The organism is Actinosynnema sp. NPDC004786 (assembly GCF_053601135.1).
Window position 1 is genome coordinate 51,377 of sequence record NZ_JBSGBG010000037.1, and the last position, 16,955, is coordinate 68,331.

At 72.6% G+C, this 16,955-nt stretch carries 14 protein-coding genes and 1 tRNA gene; 5 read left to right on the forward strand and 10 right to left on the reverse strand.

The genetic code is table 11. The annotated features are described in order from the left end of the window. Nucleotides 1-94: 94 nt before the first annotated feature. The gene (locus tag ACWEFJ_RS28085; RefSeq protein ID WP_378092651.1) at nt 95-1,060 is read left to right on the forward strand and encodes a 4-(cytidine 5'-diphospho)-2-C-methyl-D-erythritol kinase; all 966 of its coding nucleotides are present in this window, start codon (nt 95-97) and stop codon (nt 1,058-1,060) included. Between the two features lie 75 nt (nt 1,061-1,135). Then, nucleotides 1,136-2,905, forward strand: a complete 1,770-nt coding sequence (locus tag ACWEFJ_RS28090) for an ABC-F family ATP-binding cassette domain-containing protein (protein ID WP_449715544.1) — start codon at nt 1,136-1,138, stop codon at nt 2,903-2,905. Between the two features lie 114 nt (nt 2,906-3,019). On the opposite strand, the gene ACWEFJ_RS28095 is transcribed toward ACWEFJ_RS28090, so the two are convergent. Next, complete coding sequence (locus tag ACWEFJ_RS28095; protein ID WP_378092647.1) at nt 3,020-4,228, reverse strand: DivIVA domain-containing protein; 1,209 nt, start codon at nt 4,226-4,228, stop codon at nt 3,020-3,022. 107 nt (nt 4,229-4,335) lie between these two features. Here ACWEFJ_RS28095 and ACWEFJ_RS28100 point away from each other — a divergent pair, with 107 nt between their 5' ends. Next, nucleotides 4,336-5,985, forward strand: a complete 1,650-nt coding sequence (locus ACWEFJ_RS28100; RefSeq protein WP_449715545.1) for a fatty acyl-AMP ligase — start codon at nt 4,336-4,338, stop codon at nt 5,983-5,985. 18 nt (nt 5,986-6,003) lie between these two features. Here the strand turns inward: ACWEFJ_RS28100 and pth are convergent, their stop codons facing one another. The 8 genes from pth to ACWEFJ_RS28140 form a co-directional block, all read right to left on the reverse strand. Next, a complete protein-coding gene (pth, locus tag ACWEFJ_RS28105; protein ID WP_378092642.1) occupies nt 6,004-6,573 on the reverse strand; it encodes an aminoacyl-tRNA hydrolase in 570 nt (189 codons plus the stop codon). Further along, nucleotides 6,563-7,075, reverse strand: coding sequence for a DivIVA domain-containing protein (locus ACWEFJ_RS28110; protein ID WP_378092640.1), 513 nt, complete (start codon nt 7,073-7,075; stop codon nt 6,563-6,565). Before ACWEFJ_RS28110 ends, pth begins: the two co-directional genes overlap by 11 nt. A 58-nt stretch (nt 7,076-7,133) precedes the next feature. After that, nucleotides 7,134-7,742, reverse strand: a complete 609-nt coding sequence (locus ACWEFJ_RS28115; RefSeq protein WP_378092638.1) for a 50S ribosomal protein L25/general stress protein Ctc — start codon at nt 7,740-7,742, stop codon at nt 7,134-7,136. 289 nt (nt 7,743-8,031) lie between these two features. After that, nucleotides 8,032-9,003 (reverse strand): ribose-phosphate diphosphokinase, encoded by a 972-nt coding sequence (locus ACWEFJ_RS28120; protein ID WP_378092655.1) that lies wholly within the window; start codon nt 9,001-9,003, stop codon nt 8,032-8,034. A 13-nt stretch (nt 9,004-9,016) separates the two neighbouring features. After that, the gene (gene glmU / locus ACWEFJ_RS28125; protein WP_449715546.1) at nt 9,017-10,495 is read right to left on the reverse strand and encodes a bifunctional UDP-N-acetylglucosamine diphosphorylase/glucosamine-1-phosphate N-acetyltransferase GlmU; all 1,479 of its coding nucleotides are present in this window, start codon (nt 10,493-10,495) and stop codon (nt 9,017-9,019) included. 67 nt (nt 10,496-10,562) lie between these two features. After that, on the reverse strand, nt 10,563-12,209 hold the full coding sequence (locus ACWEFJ_RS28130) for a GGDEF domain-containing protein (RefSeq protein WP_378092633.1): 1,647 nt from the start codon (nt 12,207-12,209) through the stop codon (nt 10,563-10,565). A gap of 92 nt (nt 12,210-12,301) precedes the next feature. Then, a tRNA-Gln gene (locus ACWEFJ_RS28135) sits at nt 12,302-12,372 on the reverse strand. A 297-nt stretch (nt 12,373-12,669) separates the two neighbouring features. Then, nucleotides 12,670-13,815: an alpha/beta hydrolase family protein gene (locus ACWEFJ_RS28140; RefSeq protein WP_378092631.1), complete on the reverse strand. Its 1,146-nt coding sequence runs from the start codon at nt 13,813-13,815 to the stop codon at nt 12,670-12,672. A gap of 154 nt (nt 13,816-13,969) precedes the next feature. Between ACWEFJ_RS28140 and ACWEFJ_RS28145 the strand changes: the two genes are divergently transcribed. Further along, nucleotides 13,970-14,929, forward strand: a complete 960-nt coding sequence (locus tag ACWEFJ_RS28145) for an acyl-CoA desaturase (RefSeq protein WP_378092629.1) — start codon at nt 13,970-13,972, stop codon at nt 14,927-14,929. 126 nt (nt 14,930-15,055) lie between these two features. After that, nucleotides 15,056-15,649: a TetR family transcriptional regulator gene (locus tag ACWEFJ_RS28150; protein ID WP_378092653.1), complete on the forward strand. Its 594-nt coding sequence runs from the start codon at nt 15,056-15,058 to the stop codon at nt 15,647-15,649. A gap of 157 nt (nt 15,650-15,806) precedes the next feature. On the opposite strand, the gene ACWEFJ_RS28155 is transcribed toward ACWEFJ_RS28150, so the two are convergent. Continuing rightward, nucleotides 15,807-16,934, reverse strand: coding sequence for a PQQ-dependent sugar dehydrogenase (locus tag ACWEFJ_RS28155; protein WP_449715547.1), 1,128 nt, complete (start codon nt 16,932-16,934; stop codon nt 15,807-15,809). Between the last annotated feature and the right edge of the window lie 21 nt (nt 16,935-16,955).

Sequence of the window (16,955 nt, forward strand, 5' to 3'; positions counted from 1 at the left end):
GTGACCGGTCGCGGGGTGGGGTGGGGAGTGTGTTTTGTCGCAGGTCAGAGGTTGGTAGGAGCGGGCAACCGGGAAACGCCCGTAGGCTCATGGCGTGCTCGCTGTCGTCCCACCACCGGTCACCGTCCGTGTCCCGGCCAAGGTGAACCTGCACCTCGCCGTAGGCGATCCCCGCGCGGACGGGTACCACGACCTGGTGACGATCTTCCAGGCCCTGTCGTTGACCGACGAGGTCACCGTCGCCATCGCCGACGACCCCGGGGTGGAGGTGCACGGCGAGGGCGCCGACTCGGTGCCCACCGGGCCGTCCAACCTGGCGTGGCGGGCGGTGCGGGCGTTGGCCCAGCACGTCGGCCGTGATCCGGAGGACCCCAAGGTCCGGGTCGTGATCCGCAAGTCCATCCCGGTCGCCGGGGGCATGGCCGGGGGCAGCGCGGACGCCGCCGCGACGCTCGTCGGGTTGGCGTCGCTGTGGCGGTTGGAGATCAGCCGGGACGAGTTGGCCGAGGTCGCGGGCCGGATCGGCGCGGACGTCCCGTTCGCCATCTACGGCGGCACGGCGCTCGGCACGGACCGGGGTGACCGGATCGTGCCCGTGCTGTCCCGCCACACGTTCCACTGGGTCCTGGCGTTCGACCGGCGCGGGCTGTCCACGCCCGAGGTGTTCGACGAGCTGGACCGGTTGCGCGCCGAGGGCGACCCGCCCCGCGTGGGCGAGGCGGAGGCCGTGCTCGAAGGGCTGGCGTCCGGCGACCCGCGCCAGCTCGCGCTGCTCCTCGGCAACGACCTGCAGGCCGCCGCCGTGTCGCTGCGGCCCAACCTGCGCCGGACGCTGCGCGCGGGGGTGAACGCGGGCGCGTTGGCCGGTCTGGTGTCCGGATCGGGTCCGACCTGCGCGTTCCTGTGCACGGACGGTGACTCGGCGGTGCGCGTGGCGGCCGAGCTGGCGGGCGCGGGCGTCTGCCGGACGGTCCGCGTGGCGCAGGGGCCGGTGCACGGGGCCCGCGTCGTCGGCACGGAGGAAGCTCCCCGGCCGACGCCGCCCGAGGTGCACGCCTGACCTGTCCGGTGCGGCCGGTGGCTAGGCTGGCGCACCGCGTTGTCACACCCCGAATCTCGATGAAGGTGCTGGTAGATGGCCAACTTGGTCAACTTGGAGAATGTCTCCAAGTCGTTCGGCGTGCGTCCGCTGCTCGACGGGGTGTCCCTCGGCGTCGGCGAGGGCGACCGCATCGGGGTCGTCGGCCTCAACGGCGGCGGCAAGACGACGCTGCTGGAGGTGCTGGCCGGGCTCGCCGAGCCGGACGAGGGACGGGTCAGCCAGAACCGCGGCCTGCGCATGGCGGTCGTGACGCAGCGCACCGAGCTGCCCGAGGGCTCGACCGTCCGCAACGCCGTGATCGACCCGCTCGGGTTCGACGCGGAGCACGAGTGGGCCGCCGACGCGCGGGTGCGGTCGATCCTCGACGGCCTCGGCATCACCGGTTTCGGCATGGACGCGCCCGTGGCCACGATGTCGGGTGGCGAGCGGCGGCGGGTGGCGTTGGCGGCGGCCCTGGTGCAGGACCTCGACCTGGTCGTGCTGGACGAGCCCACCAACCACCTGGACGTCGAGGGCGTGCGGTGGCTGGCCGAGCACCTGCTCGCCCGCCGCACGGCACTCGTCGTGGTGACCCACGACCGGTGGTTCCTGGACACGGTGTGCAGCCGGACGTGGGAGGTCGTCGGCGGTCGCGTCGAGCAGTACGAGGGCGGTTACGCGGACTGGATCTTCGCGCGGGCCGAACGGGCCCGGTTGGCCGACGCGATCGAGGAGAAGCGCCGCAACCTGGCCCGCAAGGAGCTGGCGTGGCTGCGCCGGGGCGCGCCCGCCCGCACGTCCAAGCCCCGCTACCGCATCGAGGCCGCCGAGGCGTTGATCTCCGACGTGCCGCCGCCGCGCGACTCGGTCGAGCTGCTGGCGTTCGCCAAGCGGCGGCTCGGGCGCACGGTGCTGGAGCTGGAGGACGCGACGCTGACCGTGCCCGACCGGGTGCTGGTGCGCGACCTGACGTGGCGGATCGGGCCGGGTGACCGGGTCGGGATCGTCGGCGTGAACGGCTCGGGCAAGACGACGCTGCTGCGGGCGCTGGCCGGTGAGCGCGAGTTGGAGGGCGGCAGGCGCGTCCAGGGGCAGACGGTGAAGCTCGCGCACCTCAGCCAGGAGCTGCACGACCTGGACGGGTCGATGCGGGTGCTGGAGGCCGTCGAGGAGGTGGCGCGGCGGGTCGTGCTGGGCAAGCAGGAGATGTCGGCGTCGCAGCTGGCCGAGCGGTTCGGGTTCTCGTCGCAGAAGCAGTGGACGCCGGTCGGCGACCTGTCCGGCGGCGAGCGGCGGCGGTTGCAGCTGTGCCGGTTGCTGATGGCGGAGCCGAACGTGCTGCTGCTGGACGAGCCGACCAACGACCTGGACATCGACACGTTGCAGCAGCTCGAGGACCTGCTGGACTCGTGGCCGGGGACGTTGGTGGTGATCTCGCACGACCGGTACCTGGTGGAACGGGTGTGCGACAAGGTCGTGGCGCTGTTCGGCGACGGCGGGCTCACCGACCTGCCGGGCGGGATCGAGGAGTACCTGCGGCGGCGGGACGCGCAGAAGGAGGCGGCGGCCGCGCCGGCCCCGAAGCAGGCGTCCGCGCCGTCGTCGGCGGCGGACCAGCGGGCGGCGCGCAAGGAGCTGGCGCGGTTGGAGCGGCGGCTGGAGGTGCTGCAGAAGAAGGAAGCCGAGCTGCACGCCGCGCTGGCCGAGGCGGCGACCGACCCGGAGCGCCTGCTGGCCCTCGACGCCGAGCTGAAGGCCGTCCTGGCCGAGGCCGAGGACGTCGAGACCCGCTGGCTGGCCGCCGCCGAAACCGCCGAACCCTGACCCGAGAGTCGAACACCCAGGTCCCGTGTGTCGAACGCTCAGGACCCCCGAATTCAACGTTCAGGTTTCATCCTGAACGTGGAACTCAGGGGTCCTGGAGGTTCGACACACGGGTCAGCGGTTGCGGCGGCGGAGTTCGGTGGCGAGCAGGGGCAGCAGTTCGTCCACGTACGAGCAGTCGTAGCCCTGGCCCGGCATCAGGGCCGTGGCGAACTTCGCCTTGGCCACCTCCGCCGACGACGCGCCGACCATGCCGTCGAGCGCGATGCCGACCTCCTCCAGCAGCCGGTCCACCTGGGACGTCCGGTAGCCGCGCTGGGCGGGCCCCGCGGCCGGGATCTTGATCAGGCGCAGCTGCTTCCACGACGTGATCGGCGGGAGCGCGGACGGGCGCGGCGGCCCCTCGCCCAACTGCTTCTCCACCCGCGCCAGGAACGCGTCCACCTCGGTCTCGTCGTACCCGCGCCGGCCGAACATGGGCCGGCTGAAGCGGACCTCGCGGACCTCGCGGGCGGTCAGGTCGTCCTGTCCCAGCAGGGTGTTCTCGATGCGGTCCAGGAACTTGTCCACCTGCGACTCCTGGTACCCGCGGCGGCCGCGCGGCGGTTTGCCGAACGCGGCGGTGCGCACGTCGCGCGCGGTCAGCGGGCGGGCGCCGGGGCCGGGGCGCGGCCGCACGGGCGGGGGCGGCGGGACGGCGCGCGGCGGGGTGGGCATCCGCTCCAGCGTCACCACGACCAGGTCGAGGAACGTGTCCACGTCGTCCTCGTCGTACCCGACCTGCCCCGGCGGGGCGTAGGCGAACTCGATGTCCTGCACTTCACGGGCGGTCAGGTCGTCCCGGCCGGCCAGGGTGTTCTCGATCCGGTCGAGGAACGCGTCGATCTCGCCCTCGTGGTAGCCGCGGTTGCCCGGCCTGGGCTTGTGGAACCGCACGCCGCGCACGTCCTGGGGCGTCAGCCGGGCCGCCGGGCGCATCCCGGTCGACGTGGCGTGCGCGCCCTGCGCGGGCGCGGTGGCCTGCCGGCGCTGGGGCGTGGAACCGAGCGTCTCGGCCACGAGGTCCATGAACGCGTCGACCTCGGCCGCGTAGTAGCCCGGTCTCGCGGGTCTGAACCGCACCCGGCGCACGTCGTCCTCGGTCACGTCGTCGCGGCCCAGCAACGTCGCCTCGATGCGGTCGAGGAAAGCGTCCACCTGGCCCTCGTCGTACCCCGGTTGACCGGGAGGGGGGCGGTGGAAGGCGACCTGCCGCAGATCCTGCGCGCCCAACAGCGGCGCCGGATGTGCCGGCAGGTGCTGACGAGCGTCGAACCCGGCCACCCGGTTACCTCCTTCGTGTGGTGTACCGGGGAGTATCGCGGCACGGCGCGTCCGATGTTTCGCCCTATCGGCTCAATGCCGGCGAAGATCGCTCTACCCTGGCGGGCATGAGCCGGTTCGTGGACACGATGGTGGCAACCGCTGCGAGCGCCGGGGGACGGGCGCGGGGCATGACCACGGGGGAGCCGAACGCCCCGGTCCGCCGGTCGTGGGCCGAGGTGCACGAGCGGGCCGCGCGGATGGCGGGCGCGCTCGTCGCCGGCGGGGTGGCGCGCGGCGGCTCGGTCGCGGTGCTCGCGGGCGACCCGGCCGCGATCGCCCCCGCGGTGCAGGCGGTGTGGCTGGCGGGCGGCAGCACGACCATGCTGCACCAGCCGACCGCCCGCACCGACCTCGCCGAGTGGGCCGAGGACACGTTGCGCGTGCTGAGCATGATCGGCGCGAAGCTGGTGCTGCTGGGCGCGCCGTTCGACGCGCTCTCGGGCGTGCTGGACGAGCACGGCGTGGCCTACCGCAGGCTGGACGACCTGGACGGCGAGCCGTTGGCCGCGCCCGTCGAGGTGGACGAGGACATGCCGGCGCTGTTGCAGCTCACGAGCGGGTCCACCGCGGACCCCAAGGCCGTCCGCATCACGCACGGCAACCTGTGGTCCAACGCCAAGGCCATGGAGGCCGCCGCCGAGCTGGACCCGGAGACCGACCGGATGGTCTCCTGGCTGCCGCTGTTCCACGACATGGGGATGGTCGGCTTCCTGACCGTGCCCATGCTGTTCGGCATCGACCTGGTGAAGGTGACGCCGGTCGACTTCCTGGGCCGGCCCACCCTGTGGCCGGAGCTGATCAGCCGCTACCGGGGCACCATCACGGCCGCCCCGAACTTCGCCTACGCCATCGCCGCCCGGCGCATGCGCAACGTGGACGACGGCGCGCTCGACCTGTCGACGCTGCGGATCGCGCTCAACGGCGCGGAGCCCATCGACCCGGAGGCGGTGCGGAGCTTCACCGACGCGGGCGCGCGGTTCGGGTTGCGGCCCGAGTGCGTGCTGTGCGCGTACGGGATGGCGGAGACGACGCTGGGCGTGGCGTTCGCGCCGGTGTTCACCGGCATCTCGGTCGACGTGGTCGACCCGGACGAGCTGGAGGCGGGCCGCCGTGCCGTGCCCGTGCCGCCGGACAGCCCGAACGCGCGGGCGTTCCCGCTGCTCGGGCCGCCCCTGCCGGGGCTGGAGGTACAGGTCGTGGACGACTCGGGCGCGGTGCGCGGCGAACGCGAGGTCGGGCAGCTGCGGGTCCGCGGCGAGGCCGTGACGCCCGGCTACCTCACCGTGGACGGGCCGCGCGCCACGCAGGACGCCGACGGGTGGCTCGACACCGGCGACGAGGGGTACGTGGTGGACGGCCAGGTCGTCGTCTGCGGGCGGCGCAAGGACGTGATCATCATGGGTGGGCGCAACATCTACCCCACGGACATCGAGCGCGCGGCGACCGCGGTGGAGGGCGTGCGCGCGGGCAACGCGGTGGCCGTGCGGCTGGACGCGGGCACGCGGCGCGAGCGGTTCGCCGTGGTGGTCGAGTCGAAGCTGGCCGGCGAGGACGCGGCGGTGCGCGCGTTGAGCAGGGAGATCAGCGCGCGGGTCGTGGACGCGGTCGGGCTGCGGCCGTTCTCGGTGGTGGTGCTCAAGCCGGGCAGCCTGCCGAAGACGCCGTCCGGCAAGCTGCGCCGCTCGGCCGCCGCGTCCCTGGTGCCCGCCGGCTGACGTGGGCGCGCCGGGCGCTCAGTGGAACCGGTTCTGGGCGGCTTCCAGGCCGAACTCCAGCAACGCCTCCACGGCGTCGGCCGTCCGGTCCAGCTCCAGCGCCAGCTCCTTGCGCTCCACCGGCGAGAAGTCCCGCAGCACGTAGTCCGCCGGGTCCATCCGACCCGGCGGCCGGTCCACCCCGAACCGCACCCGGTGGTAGTCCTTGGTGCCCAGCGACTTCGTGATCGACCGCAGGCCGTTGTGCCCGTTCTCGCCGCCGCCGAGCTTGAGCCGCACGGCGCCGAACGGCAGGTCCAGCTCGTCGTGCACGACGATGATCGACGACGGCGGCGTCTTGTAGAACTTCGCCGTGCCCGCTACGGGGCCGCCGGAAGTGTTCATGTAGCCGCGCGGCTTCGCCAGCACCACCCGGCGGCCCGCCAGCCTGCCCTCGACCACCTCGGCGCCGCCCTTGTGCGCCTTGAACTTCCCGCCCACGCGGGCGGCCAGCACGTCCAGCACGAGGAAGCCGACGTTGTGCCGGTTGCCCTCGTACTTGGGGCCGGAGTTGCCCAGCCCGACGACCAGGGCGACGTCATCGACCACGGAACCGCAACTCCTGCTCCAGCTCGTCCAACAAGGCGTCCACCGCGCGCACCTGGTAGCCGCGGCGCAGCCCGGACGTGGTGCTGAACCGCGTGTGGCGCACCTCGCTCGAGGTCATCCGGCCCCGGCCGTCCAGCGCCGCGGCGGCCCGGCCGAGGAACGCGTCGACTTCGCCGCGATCGTAGCCGTTCGGGGAGCGGGGCAGCTTCACCGCCAGCAGCGCCTCGCCGGTCTGCAACGTCGTCGGCGGCACGTGGCCCGTCCGGAGCTGGTGCTCGCACGCCGCCAGGAAGTCGTCCACGGTCCGCTGGTCGTAGCCGCCGGCGATCTCCGTGAACGCGACCGCGCGCACCTGGTCGGGGTGCAGCCGGGTGCGGCCGGCGAGCGCGTCGGCGATGCGCAGCACGAACGCGTCCACCTGCGCCGGGTCGTAGCCCTTGCCCCGCCGGCGGGGGAACCGGGTGGCGCGCACCTGCGCCGGGCTCAGGAACGGGAACGGCACGCCGCCCCAGCCGTGCGGCGGGGGTGGCGTGCCGTTCGAGTTGCCCGACGTGATGGGCTCAGCCTTCTTCGGTGGCCTCGGCCTCGGTGGCCGCCTCGCCGGTGTCGCCGTCCAGCTCGGCGGCGGTCGGCGCGGCGTTCACCGCGAGGACCAGCGCGTCCGCGTCGGTCACCAGGGTGGCGCCGGCGGGCAGGGTCAGGTCCGAGGCGTGGATCTGGGTGCCGGCCTCCAGGCCCTCGACGGAGACCTCGACCTGCTCGGGGATCTTCAGCGCGTCGGCCTCCACCTGGACGGTGGTGAGGTCCTGGGTGAGCAGGGTCGCCGCGGCCGGGTCGCCGGTGACGACGATCGGCACCTCGACGGTGACCTTCTCGCCCCGCTGCACCAGCAGCAGGTCGACGTGCTCGATGTAGTTCTTGATGGGGTGCGTGGTGACGGTCTTGGTCAGCGCCAGCTCGGTCGAGGACTCGATGTCCAGCGTGAGAACTGCGTTGTGACCGTGCTCGCGGACAACACGGGCGAACTCGAGCGCCGGCAGGGCCAGGTGCTTCGGGTCGGAACCGTGGCCGTAGAGCACCGCGGGGATCTTGCCGGCGCGGCGGGTGCGGCGGGCGGCGCCCTTGCCGAACTCGGTGCGCTGCTCTGCGGCGAGACGGACCTCGGACACGGTGGGGCTCTCCTAACGGTCTGGCCTGGTAAACGTCGGCGGGTACGTCGGGCGGGGCGAAGCGGGGGCGGCCTGCGGCGGCGGGCGGCGCGGAGGGTGAACACGCGCGGCATCACAACCGCCGCGTCGATCACGCCGAGCGTGATGCTCGCCCTCGCCGAGGCAACCTAACCAGTGTAGGCCGATCCGGCGGACTGGGCCTAATCGGGGGTTCGTTCCCCGCCCGGCGGCCCGGCGAACGCGGAAGCCCGGCACACCGCGGGGGCGTGCCGGGCCTCGGTGCGAGCGGTCAGGCGTTGCCGTCGAACAGGGACGTCACCGAGCCGTCCTCGAAGACCTCCTGGATCACGCGTGCCAGCAGCGGCGCGATCGGCAGCACGGTCATCGCGTCGAACCGCTTCTCCGCCGGGATCGGGAGGGTGTCGGTGAACACGACCTCGCGGGCGCCGCAGTCGCGCAGCCGCTCCACGGCCGGGCCGGACAGCACCGGGTGGGTGGCCGCGATGACCACGTCCGACGCGCCCTCGGCGAGCAGCTGCTCCACCGCCTTGGTGATCGTCCCGCCGGTGTCGATCATGTCGTCGATCACCACGCACAGCCGGCCCTCGACCTGGCCGACCACCCGGTTGGCCACGACCTCATTCGGCCGCAGCGGGTCGCGGGTCTTGTGGATGAACGCGATCGGGCAGCCGCCGAGGGTGTCCGCCCACTTCTCGGCCAGCTTGGTGCGGCCGGCGTCGGGGGAGACGACGGTGATGTCGCGGCCCGCGTACTTGTCCCGGATGTGCTCGGCCAGCAGCGGCATGGCCCACAGGTGGTCCACCGGGCCGTCGAAGAAGCCCTGGATCTGCGCGGTGTGCAGGTCCACGGCCACCAGCCGGTCCGCGCCCGCGGTCTTGAACAGGTCCGCCACCAGGCGCGCCGAGATCGGCTCGCGGCCGCGGTGCTTCTTGTCCTGCCGCGCGTACGGGTAGAACGGCATGATCACGGTGATGCGCTTCGCGGACGCCCGCTTCAGCGCGTCCACCATGATCAGCTGCTCCATCAGCCACTGGTTGATGGGCGCGCAGTGGGACTGGATGACGAAGGCGTCGCAGCCGCGCACGCTCTCCTCGAACCGCACGAAGATCTCGCCGTTGGCGAAGTCGTACGCCGACTGGGGCGTCACCGACACGTTCAGGTGCTTGGCGACCTGCTCGGTCAGCTCGGGGTACGCCCGCCCGCCGAAGAGCATCAGGTTCTTCTTGGGTGTCCCGGCCATCGTGGGGTTCACGTCAGCGCCCTTCATCGGTTGTACCTGCATTCTCGGGCGTCAGAGCACGTTCCGCCGCCTCGGCCGAGGACGTCCCCGGCCGGCGGGACAGCACCCAGCGGTCCAGGTTGCGCTGCGGCCCGCCGGACACGGCGAGCGCGCCGGGCGGCACGTCGCGCCGCACCACGGTCCCCGCGCCGGTGTACGCGCCGTCACCGACCGTGACGGGGGCGACGAACATGTTGTCCGAACCGGTGCGGCAGTACGACCCGATCGTGGTGCGGTGCTTGTTCACGCCGTCGTAGTTCACCGTGACGCTGGCCGCGCCGATGTTGGAGTTCTCGCCGATGGTGGCGTCGCCGATGTAGCTCAGGTGCGGGATCTTGCTGCCCGCGCCGATGTCGGAGTTCTTCGTCTCGACGAACGTGCCGATCTTGCCGCCGTCGCCGAGCCGGGTGCCCGGCCGCAGGTAGGCGAACGGGCCGACGGACGCGCCCGGCCCGATCTCCGCGCCCGACCCGTGGGTGCGCACGACGGTCGCGCCCGGCCCGACCACGCATGCCGACAGCGTGGTGTCCGGTCCGACGACCGCGCCCTCGCCGACCGTGGTGCCGGCCTTGAGCTGCACGTTCGGCTCGACCAGCACGTCGCGGTCCAGCCGCACGTCGGCGTCCAGCCACGTGGTGGCCGGGTCCACGACGGTCACGCCGGAGCGCATGGCCCGCTCCACCAGCCTGCGGTTCAGCTCCGCGCCCAGCCTGGCGAGCTGCACGCGGTCGTTCACGCCCTCGACCAGCCAGGCGTCCTCGGTGACGAGCGCGCCCACGCGCCGGCCGTCGCCGCGCGCGATGGTCAGCACGTCGGTCAGGTACAGCTCGCCCTGGGCGTTGTCGGTGGACAGCCGGGACAGCCCGTCGCGCAGCACGGCCGCGTCGAAGGCGTACACCCCGGAGTTGATCTCGGTGATGGCCCGCTGCTCCGGCGTGGCGTCCTTCTGCTCGACGATGGCCTCGACCGAGCCGTCCGCCGACCGCACGATCCGCCCGTACCCGGTCGGGTCGGCCACCACGGCGGTCAGCACGGTCACGGCGTTGCCGCGCGCGCCGTGCTCGGCCAGCAGGCCGCGCAGCGTGTCCGCGTCCAGCAGCGGCACGTCGCCGTAGGTCACCACGACCGTGCCGCCGAGGTCCGCGGGCAGCTCGGCCAGCCCGCAGCCGACCGCGTGCCCGGTGCCCTTCTGCTCCTCCTGCACCGCCACGGTGACCTTGCGGTCCAGCGCGGTGGACAGGCCGTCGAGGTGCTCGGCGACCGCGGCGCGGCCGTGGCCGACGACGACGGCCAGGTGGTCCGGTCCGGTCCCGGCGGCGGCACGCACGGCGTGCTCCACCAGGGAGCGGCCCGCGATCCGGTGCAACACCTTCGGGGTGGCTGAGCGCATGCGGGTGCCTTCACCCGCTGCGAGGACGATCGTGCTGACTGGGGTGGGGACACCCTCGAGCATCAGCGCTCTCCCTAGCTGAGTGCGTGCCTTCAGCGGGAGGGGCCTGGCTTCCCGCCAGGTGCCGATACTAAGCCTCCGAGGAGGGCTCGCCCGCCACGGCCGCAACCTGGCAGCCACCTCGGCGCTTCGCCGCGTACATCGCCGAGTCGGCTCGGGCCAGCGCCGCGTGGGCCGACTCGCGCGGCCGCACGGAGATCACGCCCACCGACAGCGTGACGCCCCTGGACAGGTCGGATGGCAGGCCGGCGACCGCCTCCACGGCCCGGCCGAGGGCCGCCTCGGCGGCGTGCAGGGGCGCGCCGGGCAGCAGCACGACGAACTCGTCGCCGCCGTAGCGGGCCACCAGGTCGTCGCCCCGCAGCGCCTGCCGCAGTGTGCTCGCAATCACGCGCAGCACGTCGTCGCCCTCGGCGTGCGAGTGCTTGTCGTTGACGACCTTGAACCCGTCCAGGTCGACCAGGGCGATGGACATCGGGTGGGTCTGCGCGTTGATCAGCGCGGCGAGCCGGTCGTCCAGCGCGCGCCGGTTCGGCAGCCCGGTCAGCGGGTCCTGCAACGCCTGCTGCGCGATCGCGCCGTGCGCGCGCGTCAGCCGCTCGTGGTCGCGCCGGGTGAGCAGGGTGGCGGTGCGGGCCTCCTGCATCAGCCACAGCTCCACCTCCAGCGCGTTGGCGTAGGTCTGCAACGCCGAGATCGTGCGTTCGCCGTGCGGGCCGGACATGCGGGCGTACTCGCGGGTCAGGCACAGCATCAGGGTGGGCTCGGAGGTGTCGCGCTCCAGCCGCTCGCGGGCGTCGTGCAGCACCTGGAGCGCCTGCTGCGGCAGCTCCTCCATCTCCAGGCAGCGGGCCAGCGCGATCGACACGATGATCAGCTCGCGGGCGTACATGGCCAGCTCGCGCAGGCTCCACAGCCGCGCGATGTGCTCCGCGCCGGGCTTGGCCAGGGCGTGCGCCGCGCCGATCACCGGCACCTGCTCGGCGGCGCTGCGGTCGCGCCTGCCGGGGTGCAGCGACTCGCGGAACGGGCCCTCGACGGCCGTGGCGATGGCCGACGCGGTGGTGAACCGGTCGGCCGCCTCCTCGAAGTTGTCCACGCGCTCCAGCCGCAGGCCCCAGCCGATGAGCAGCCGGGTGCGGTTGACCAGGTGGACGTAGATCTGGTGCGGGTTGGCGCTGTCCCGGATCGCGTTGTGCGCCCGCGCCAGCACCTCGTCCGCCATCTCGTAGACGCCCAGCTGGGTGAGCACCAGCCCGGTCGACTGCAACGAGGACGCGAGCAGCCGGTCCCACGTGCGCTTGTCGAGCATCGGGTCCGGGGTGAGGTCCTCCTCCAGCATCGCGAGGCCGCTCGCGACCTCGGTCAGCGCCTTGTCCTCGAACCCGCCCAGCAGGTAGCGGCGGCCGCGCAGGGCGTGCGCCTCGGCCTCCAGCACCAGCAGGCCGTGCCGGCGGCAGTGCACGAGCATCTCGTCCAGGATCGGGTCGGACGTGTCCACGAGGCCGGGGGTGACGATCCGGACCACCGCGGCCGCGCGCAGGAGCTGGCCGACGATCCGGGGCTCGCCGCGCCCCTGCGCCTCGGCCAGGATCTCGTCGACCTCCCGCGCGGCGTCGAGCTGGTCGGGCAGGTGGCTGCTCTGGGCCACGGCCACGAGCTCGCTCGCGCGGCCGACCAGCCACGCGTCGGACATCTCGTGGAGCGCCGGCCCCACGATGCCCTGCTCGTCGACCGCTTCCTCGTGCAGCGACTCACACCCCCATGCAGACGCAGGGCGACCGGGGCCCTTCGTGGCCCGGCCCCTCGCTCCGCCACCAGGATTCGAACCTGGACCATCGGAACCAAAATCCGAGGTGCTGCCTTTACACCATGGCGGAACGGCCGGGGCTCGCCCCGACCGCGCGAACACATGTTGTCACGAGTGCCGCTCGGAGGTCAGCACCACCACTCAAGTGGCGGCAACCACTCGGTAATTCGATCATGACGGAGAGTGTTTTCGCAGGCAGTGGCCTTGCGTGACGCGCGTCATGTCACCGGCGGCTGAACTCGGGTCGGTGTCGTGGCAACGCTGAGTGGTGCCCGGAAGAGGCTCTCGAAGACAATTTCGGGCGTAACCATCACACGGTAAACTACTTGCTGTAGTCGATCGGGCACGTGCGGACGCCCTGGCGGTGTCATCGAATCGCCTCGACGGAGTCGAGGAAATCGGTCAGCGCGCGGTCGTAGGACTCGGGGTCCACGTTCCAGGCCGCCGTGTGCTCGGCGGCCGGCACCTCGACGTACCTCAGCGGCCAGTCGAGCCGGCCCGCCGCGGCGGCCAGGTCGCGCGACGCCTGCACCGGCACGGTGCCGTCCGCGCCGCCGTGGAACAGCAGCGTCGGCGGCCGGCGCGCGGGCGGGTTGACGGCCAGGTCGAAGCGGTCGAACTCCAGGTCGGCCCGCCAGTCCGAGACCAGCTCCGCGATCGGCACGAGCTGCTCCGGCACGCCCCGGTTGCGCGACTGCAGCTCCAACGTCCCGGTCCAGCTCACCACGGGCGCGTCGAGCACCGCGGCGACCACGTCGCCCGCGTTCGCCGACCGGCCCAGGAACTGGCCGACGATCGCGCCGCCCATGGACCACCCGTAGAGCACCACGTCGCGCGCGCCGTGCTCCTTGGCGTACCGCACGGCGGCCTCCACGTCCCGCCACTCGGTGTCGCCCAGGTGGTAGAGCCCGTCGGGGGAGCGGGGCGCGCCCTCGTCGTTCCGGTACGTCACGGCCAGAACGGGTAGCCCGAGGTCGTGCAGCGCAGGCATGACCCGCAGGGCCTCGGCCCTCGTGCCACCCCGACCGTGGACCGCCACCACCCAGGTGGCGGACGTCGCGGGCACCAACCAGGCGGGCGCGTCACCCAGTTCGGTGGGGATCCGCACGTCCGTGTAGGGCAGGTCGTGCGCGGTGGCGGGGTCCGTGCTCCACACCGCCGTCTCCAGCCGGACGTGCGTGCCGTCCGGGGGCGCGGTGCCCTGGAGCTCGCGGACCACCGTGCCCTCCGACCGGTGGGTCACCGGGCCGACCTTCGCGCCGCCGCCCGGCCAGACCAGGCCCCACGTGCCGGGCAGCACCGTGATCCTGGACTCCGTCAGCGAGACGGTCCCGGACGCGGACGAGATGACCGTGTCGGGGTAGCCCGGACGGGCGTTCTCCGGTTCCAGCAGCTGACCGCTGTAGTACCAGCCGAACCCCAGCAGGCCCCCGCTGAGCAGCAGGAACACCACCGTGAACGTGACGAGCGCGATCCGCGTGCGACGGCGGCCGCGGACGTTCGGAGACCCCATCACCGAATGATGCGCCGGCCGTGATCGACACGCCCGACTTCCTGAGAACACGCCGTGATTTCCGCTCCGGCTATGGCGGGACGAGGTTCCCGCAACTTACGCTGCCGTAAGTTACGGTTCCGTAGGTAGCCCCGATACACAACGAGGTACATGTATGACCAGCACCCTGGAGAGTCGGTCCACGCCGCAAGGTCCGGAGGATCGCGGACCCAAGCCGATGATCGAAGGACGACGGGGACACGTCGAGCAGTTCGGCGTGTACGTGTTCGTCATCGTGCCGTTCCTGGCTCTGCTCGCGGCCGTTCCGTTCGCCTGGGGCTGGGGGCTGGGCTGGGTCGACGTCGCGCTCTTCGTCGCGTTCTACTACCTGTCCGGCCTCGGCGTGACGATCGGCTACCACCGGTACTTCACGCACGGCTCGTTCAAGGCCAACCGCCCGCTCAAGATCGCGCTGGCCATCGCGGGCAGCATGGCGCTGCAGGGACCGGTGATCGTCTGGGTCGCCGACCACCGCCGCCACCACGCGTTCTCCGACCGCGAGGGCGACCCGCACTCGCCGTGGCTGTTCGGCACCGGCCCGGTCGCGCTGGCCAAGGGCTTCTGGCACGCCCACATGGGCTGGCTGTTCGAGCGTGACAAGACCAACGCCAAGCGCTTCGCGCCGGACCTGCTGGCCGACAAAGACCTGGTCCGGGTCGACAACCTGTTCTGGCTCTGGACCACGATCAGCCTGCTCGCGCCCGGCGTGCTCGGCGGCCTGATCACCATGTCGTGGGCCGGCGCGCTGTCGGCGTTCTTCTGGGCGGGCCTCGTGCGGGTGGCGTTCCTGCACCACGTGACGTGGTCGGTCAACTCGATCTGCCACATGGTGGGCGACCGCCCGTTCGCCGCGCGCGACCGCTCGGCCAACGTCTGGGCGCTGGCGATCCTGAGCTTCGGCGAGTCGTGGCACAACCTGCACCACGCCGACCCGACGTGCGCGCGGCACGGCGTCAAGCGCGGGCAGATCGACACCTCGGCCCGGCTGATCTGGCTGTTCGAGAAGTTCGGCTGGGCGACCAACGTGCGCTGGCCGAACCAGCAGCGACTGGCCCGCATCAGCGCCAAGAAGTAGCTCCCGGAGCAGGTCTTCCGGATCGACCCACCTGCCCCTCGCGGTCCACGCGGGGGGCAGGTGTTTAGGGTGGTTGAGGTGGCGGGGAGACGGCGTGGCGACGGGGCACCGGTGCCGCGCGTGCGGATGACGGGCAAGGAGCGGCGCGAGCAACTGCTCGACGTGGCCCGCGCGTTGTTCGCCGAGAAGGGTTTCGAGGTCACCTCCATCGAGGAGATCGCGCACCGGGCGGGCGTGTCCAAGCCCGTGGTGTACGAGCACTTCGGCGGCAAGGAGGGCATCTACGCGGTCGTGGTGGACCGCGAGATGCAGTACCTGATGGACCACATCGTCAACGCGCTGTCCGGCGGGCACCCGCGGGAGCTGCTGGAGCAGGCGGCGTGCGCGTTGCTCGACTACATCGAGGGCTCGACGGACGGCTTCCGGATCCTGGTGCGGGACTCGCCCGTGGCGTCGTCCACCGGCACGTTCTCGTCGTTGCTGAACGACATCGCGTCCCAGGTCGAGTCGATCCTCGGCCTGCACTTCTCGCGCCAGGGCTACGACCGCAAGCTGGCCGCGCTGTACGCGCAGGCCCTGGTGGGCATGGTGGCGCTGACGGGCCAGTGGTGGCTGGAGGTCCGCAAGCCGAAGAAGGACGAGGTGGCCGCCCACCTGGTCAACCTGGCCTGGAAGGGCCTGTCCCACATGGACCACAAACCCCGCCTCCGCACCCGCTGACCCCCACACGCGCGTGTCCTACGTCCGCGTCACGCGTGTCCTACGTCCGGAACACCCGAGTTGAACGTTCGGAACGCCGCTGGTTGTCCTGAGCGTTCAACTCGGGGTACGCGAACGTAGGACACGCGCGTTCTGGACGTGGGACACGCGCGGTGGGTCAGGTGGGGTTGGTCAGGCGGAGGATCTTGTCGTCGGTGCCGTTCGAGGTGGTCAGGTAGAGCGAGCCGTCGGGGGACAGCTCGGCGCCGCGCAGGCGGCCGTAGGCGCCGTCCAGCTCCGGCGGGATGGCGACGGAGTGCACGCCGCCCTCCTGGGTCACGGTGAACAGCAGCAGCTTCGCGCCCTTCAGCGCGGTCACGGCCAGCACGCCGTTCAGCGCGCCCCACTGCTCGCCCACCAGGAACGCGGCGTCGCAGATCGCCTCCGTCGGCGAGCCGGACGACCACGCGGCGGGCACGGCGTCCGGGAACCGCTCCAGGTCCGTCATCGGCACGTCCTCGTCGTACCCGCCGACCGTGCCGCCCCGCGACGGGTCCCACCCGTAGTTCCCGCCCGCCTTCAGCACGTTCACCTCGTCGTCCGTGGACGGCCCGTGCTCGGCGGTGAACACCATCCCGTCCTGCCGCACGGCCACGCCCTGCACGTTGCGGTGCCCGTAGGTGTAGATCCGGTCCCCGAACGGGTTGCCCGCCACGCCCTCGCCGGTGGCGAGGTCCACCCGCAGCACCTTGCCGCCCAGGCTGGACCGGTCCTGTGGGACGTCGCCCCGCGCCGTGTCACCGGTCCCGACCAGCAAGTTGCCGTCGCGGTCCAGCGCCATCCGGCACCCCGAGTGCCGCCCGCTCGGCGAGCTCGGCAGGCCCGCCAGCAGCGGGTCCTTCACCCGGGTCGCCCTGGTCCCGTCCAGCTCCCACGTCACCAGCCGCACGTCCGACGCGGTGTTGGCGCACGTGGTGAACCGGCGGCTGGTGGCGAAGTCCGGGTGCACGACCAGGCTCATCAGCCCGCCCTCGCCCCGCGCCACCACGTCGCCCAGGTCGGCCTCGACGTCGGTCACCTGCCCGTCCGGCGCGACCAGCGCGATCCGCCCCGGCCGCTGCGGCACGAGCAGCCGCCCGTCGGGCAGGAAGCCCACGTCCCACGGGTGGCTCAGCCCGTCCGCGACGACGTCCACCCGCAGCCCCGCGGGTGTCGTCGTGGCCGGGGCGGTGCCACCCGCGCCCTCCGCCGAACACCCGCCCAGCACGAGCGCCGCGACGGCGGCGAACCCGACAAAACGACGCATGTCCCCCAGCATGTCAACCCC

What these genes read in the sequence shown, in the direction of transcription:
- ACWEFJ_RS28090 (WP_449715544.1), top strand. Translation starts at nt 1,136, where the DNA reads ATGGCCAACTTGGTCAACTTGGAGAATGTCTCCAAGTCGTTCGGCGTG.
- ACWEFJ_RS28100 (WP_449715545.1), top strand. Translation starts at nt 4,336, where the DNA reads ATGAGCCGGTTCGTGGACACGATGGTGGCAACCGCTGCGAGCGCCGGG.
- ACWEFJ_RS28120 (WP_378092655.1), bottom strand. Translation starts at nt 9,003, where the DNA reads ATGGCCGGGACACCCAAGAAGAACCTGATGCTCTTCGGCGGGCGGGCG.
- glmU (WP_449715546.1), bottom strand. Translation starts at nt 10,495, where the DNA reads ATGCTCGAGGGTGTCCCCACCCCAGTCAGCACGATCGTCCTCGCAGCG.
- ACWEFJ_RS28140 (WP_378092631.1), bottom strand. Translation starts at nt 13,815, where the DNA reads ATGGGGTCTCCGAACGTCCGCGGCCGCCGTCGCACGCGGATCGCGCTC.
- ACWEFJ_RS28145 (WP_378092629.1), top strand. Translation starts at nt 13,970, where the DNA reads ATGACCAGCACCCTGGAGAGTCGGTCCACGCCGCAAGGTCCGGAGGAT.
- ACWEFJ_RS28150 (WP_378092653.1), top strand. Translation starts at nt 15,056, where the DNA reads ATGACGGGCAAGGAGCGGCGCGAGCAACTGCTCGACGTGGCCCGCGCG.
- ACWEFJ_RS28155 (WP_449715547.1), bottom strand. Translation starts at nt 16,934, where the DNA reads ATGCGTCGTTTTGTCGGGTTCGCCGCCGTCGCGGCGCTCGTGCTGGGC.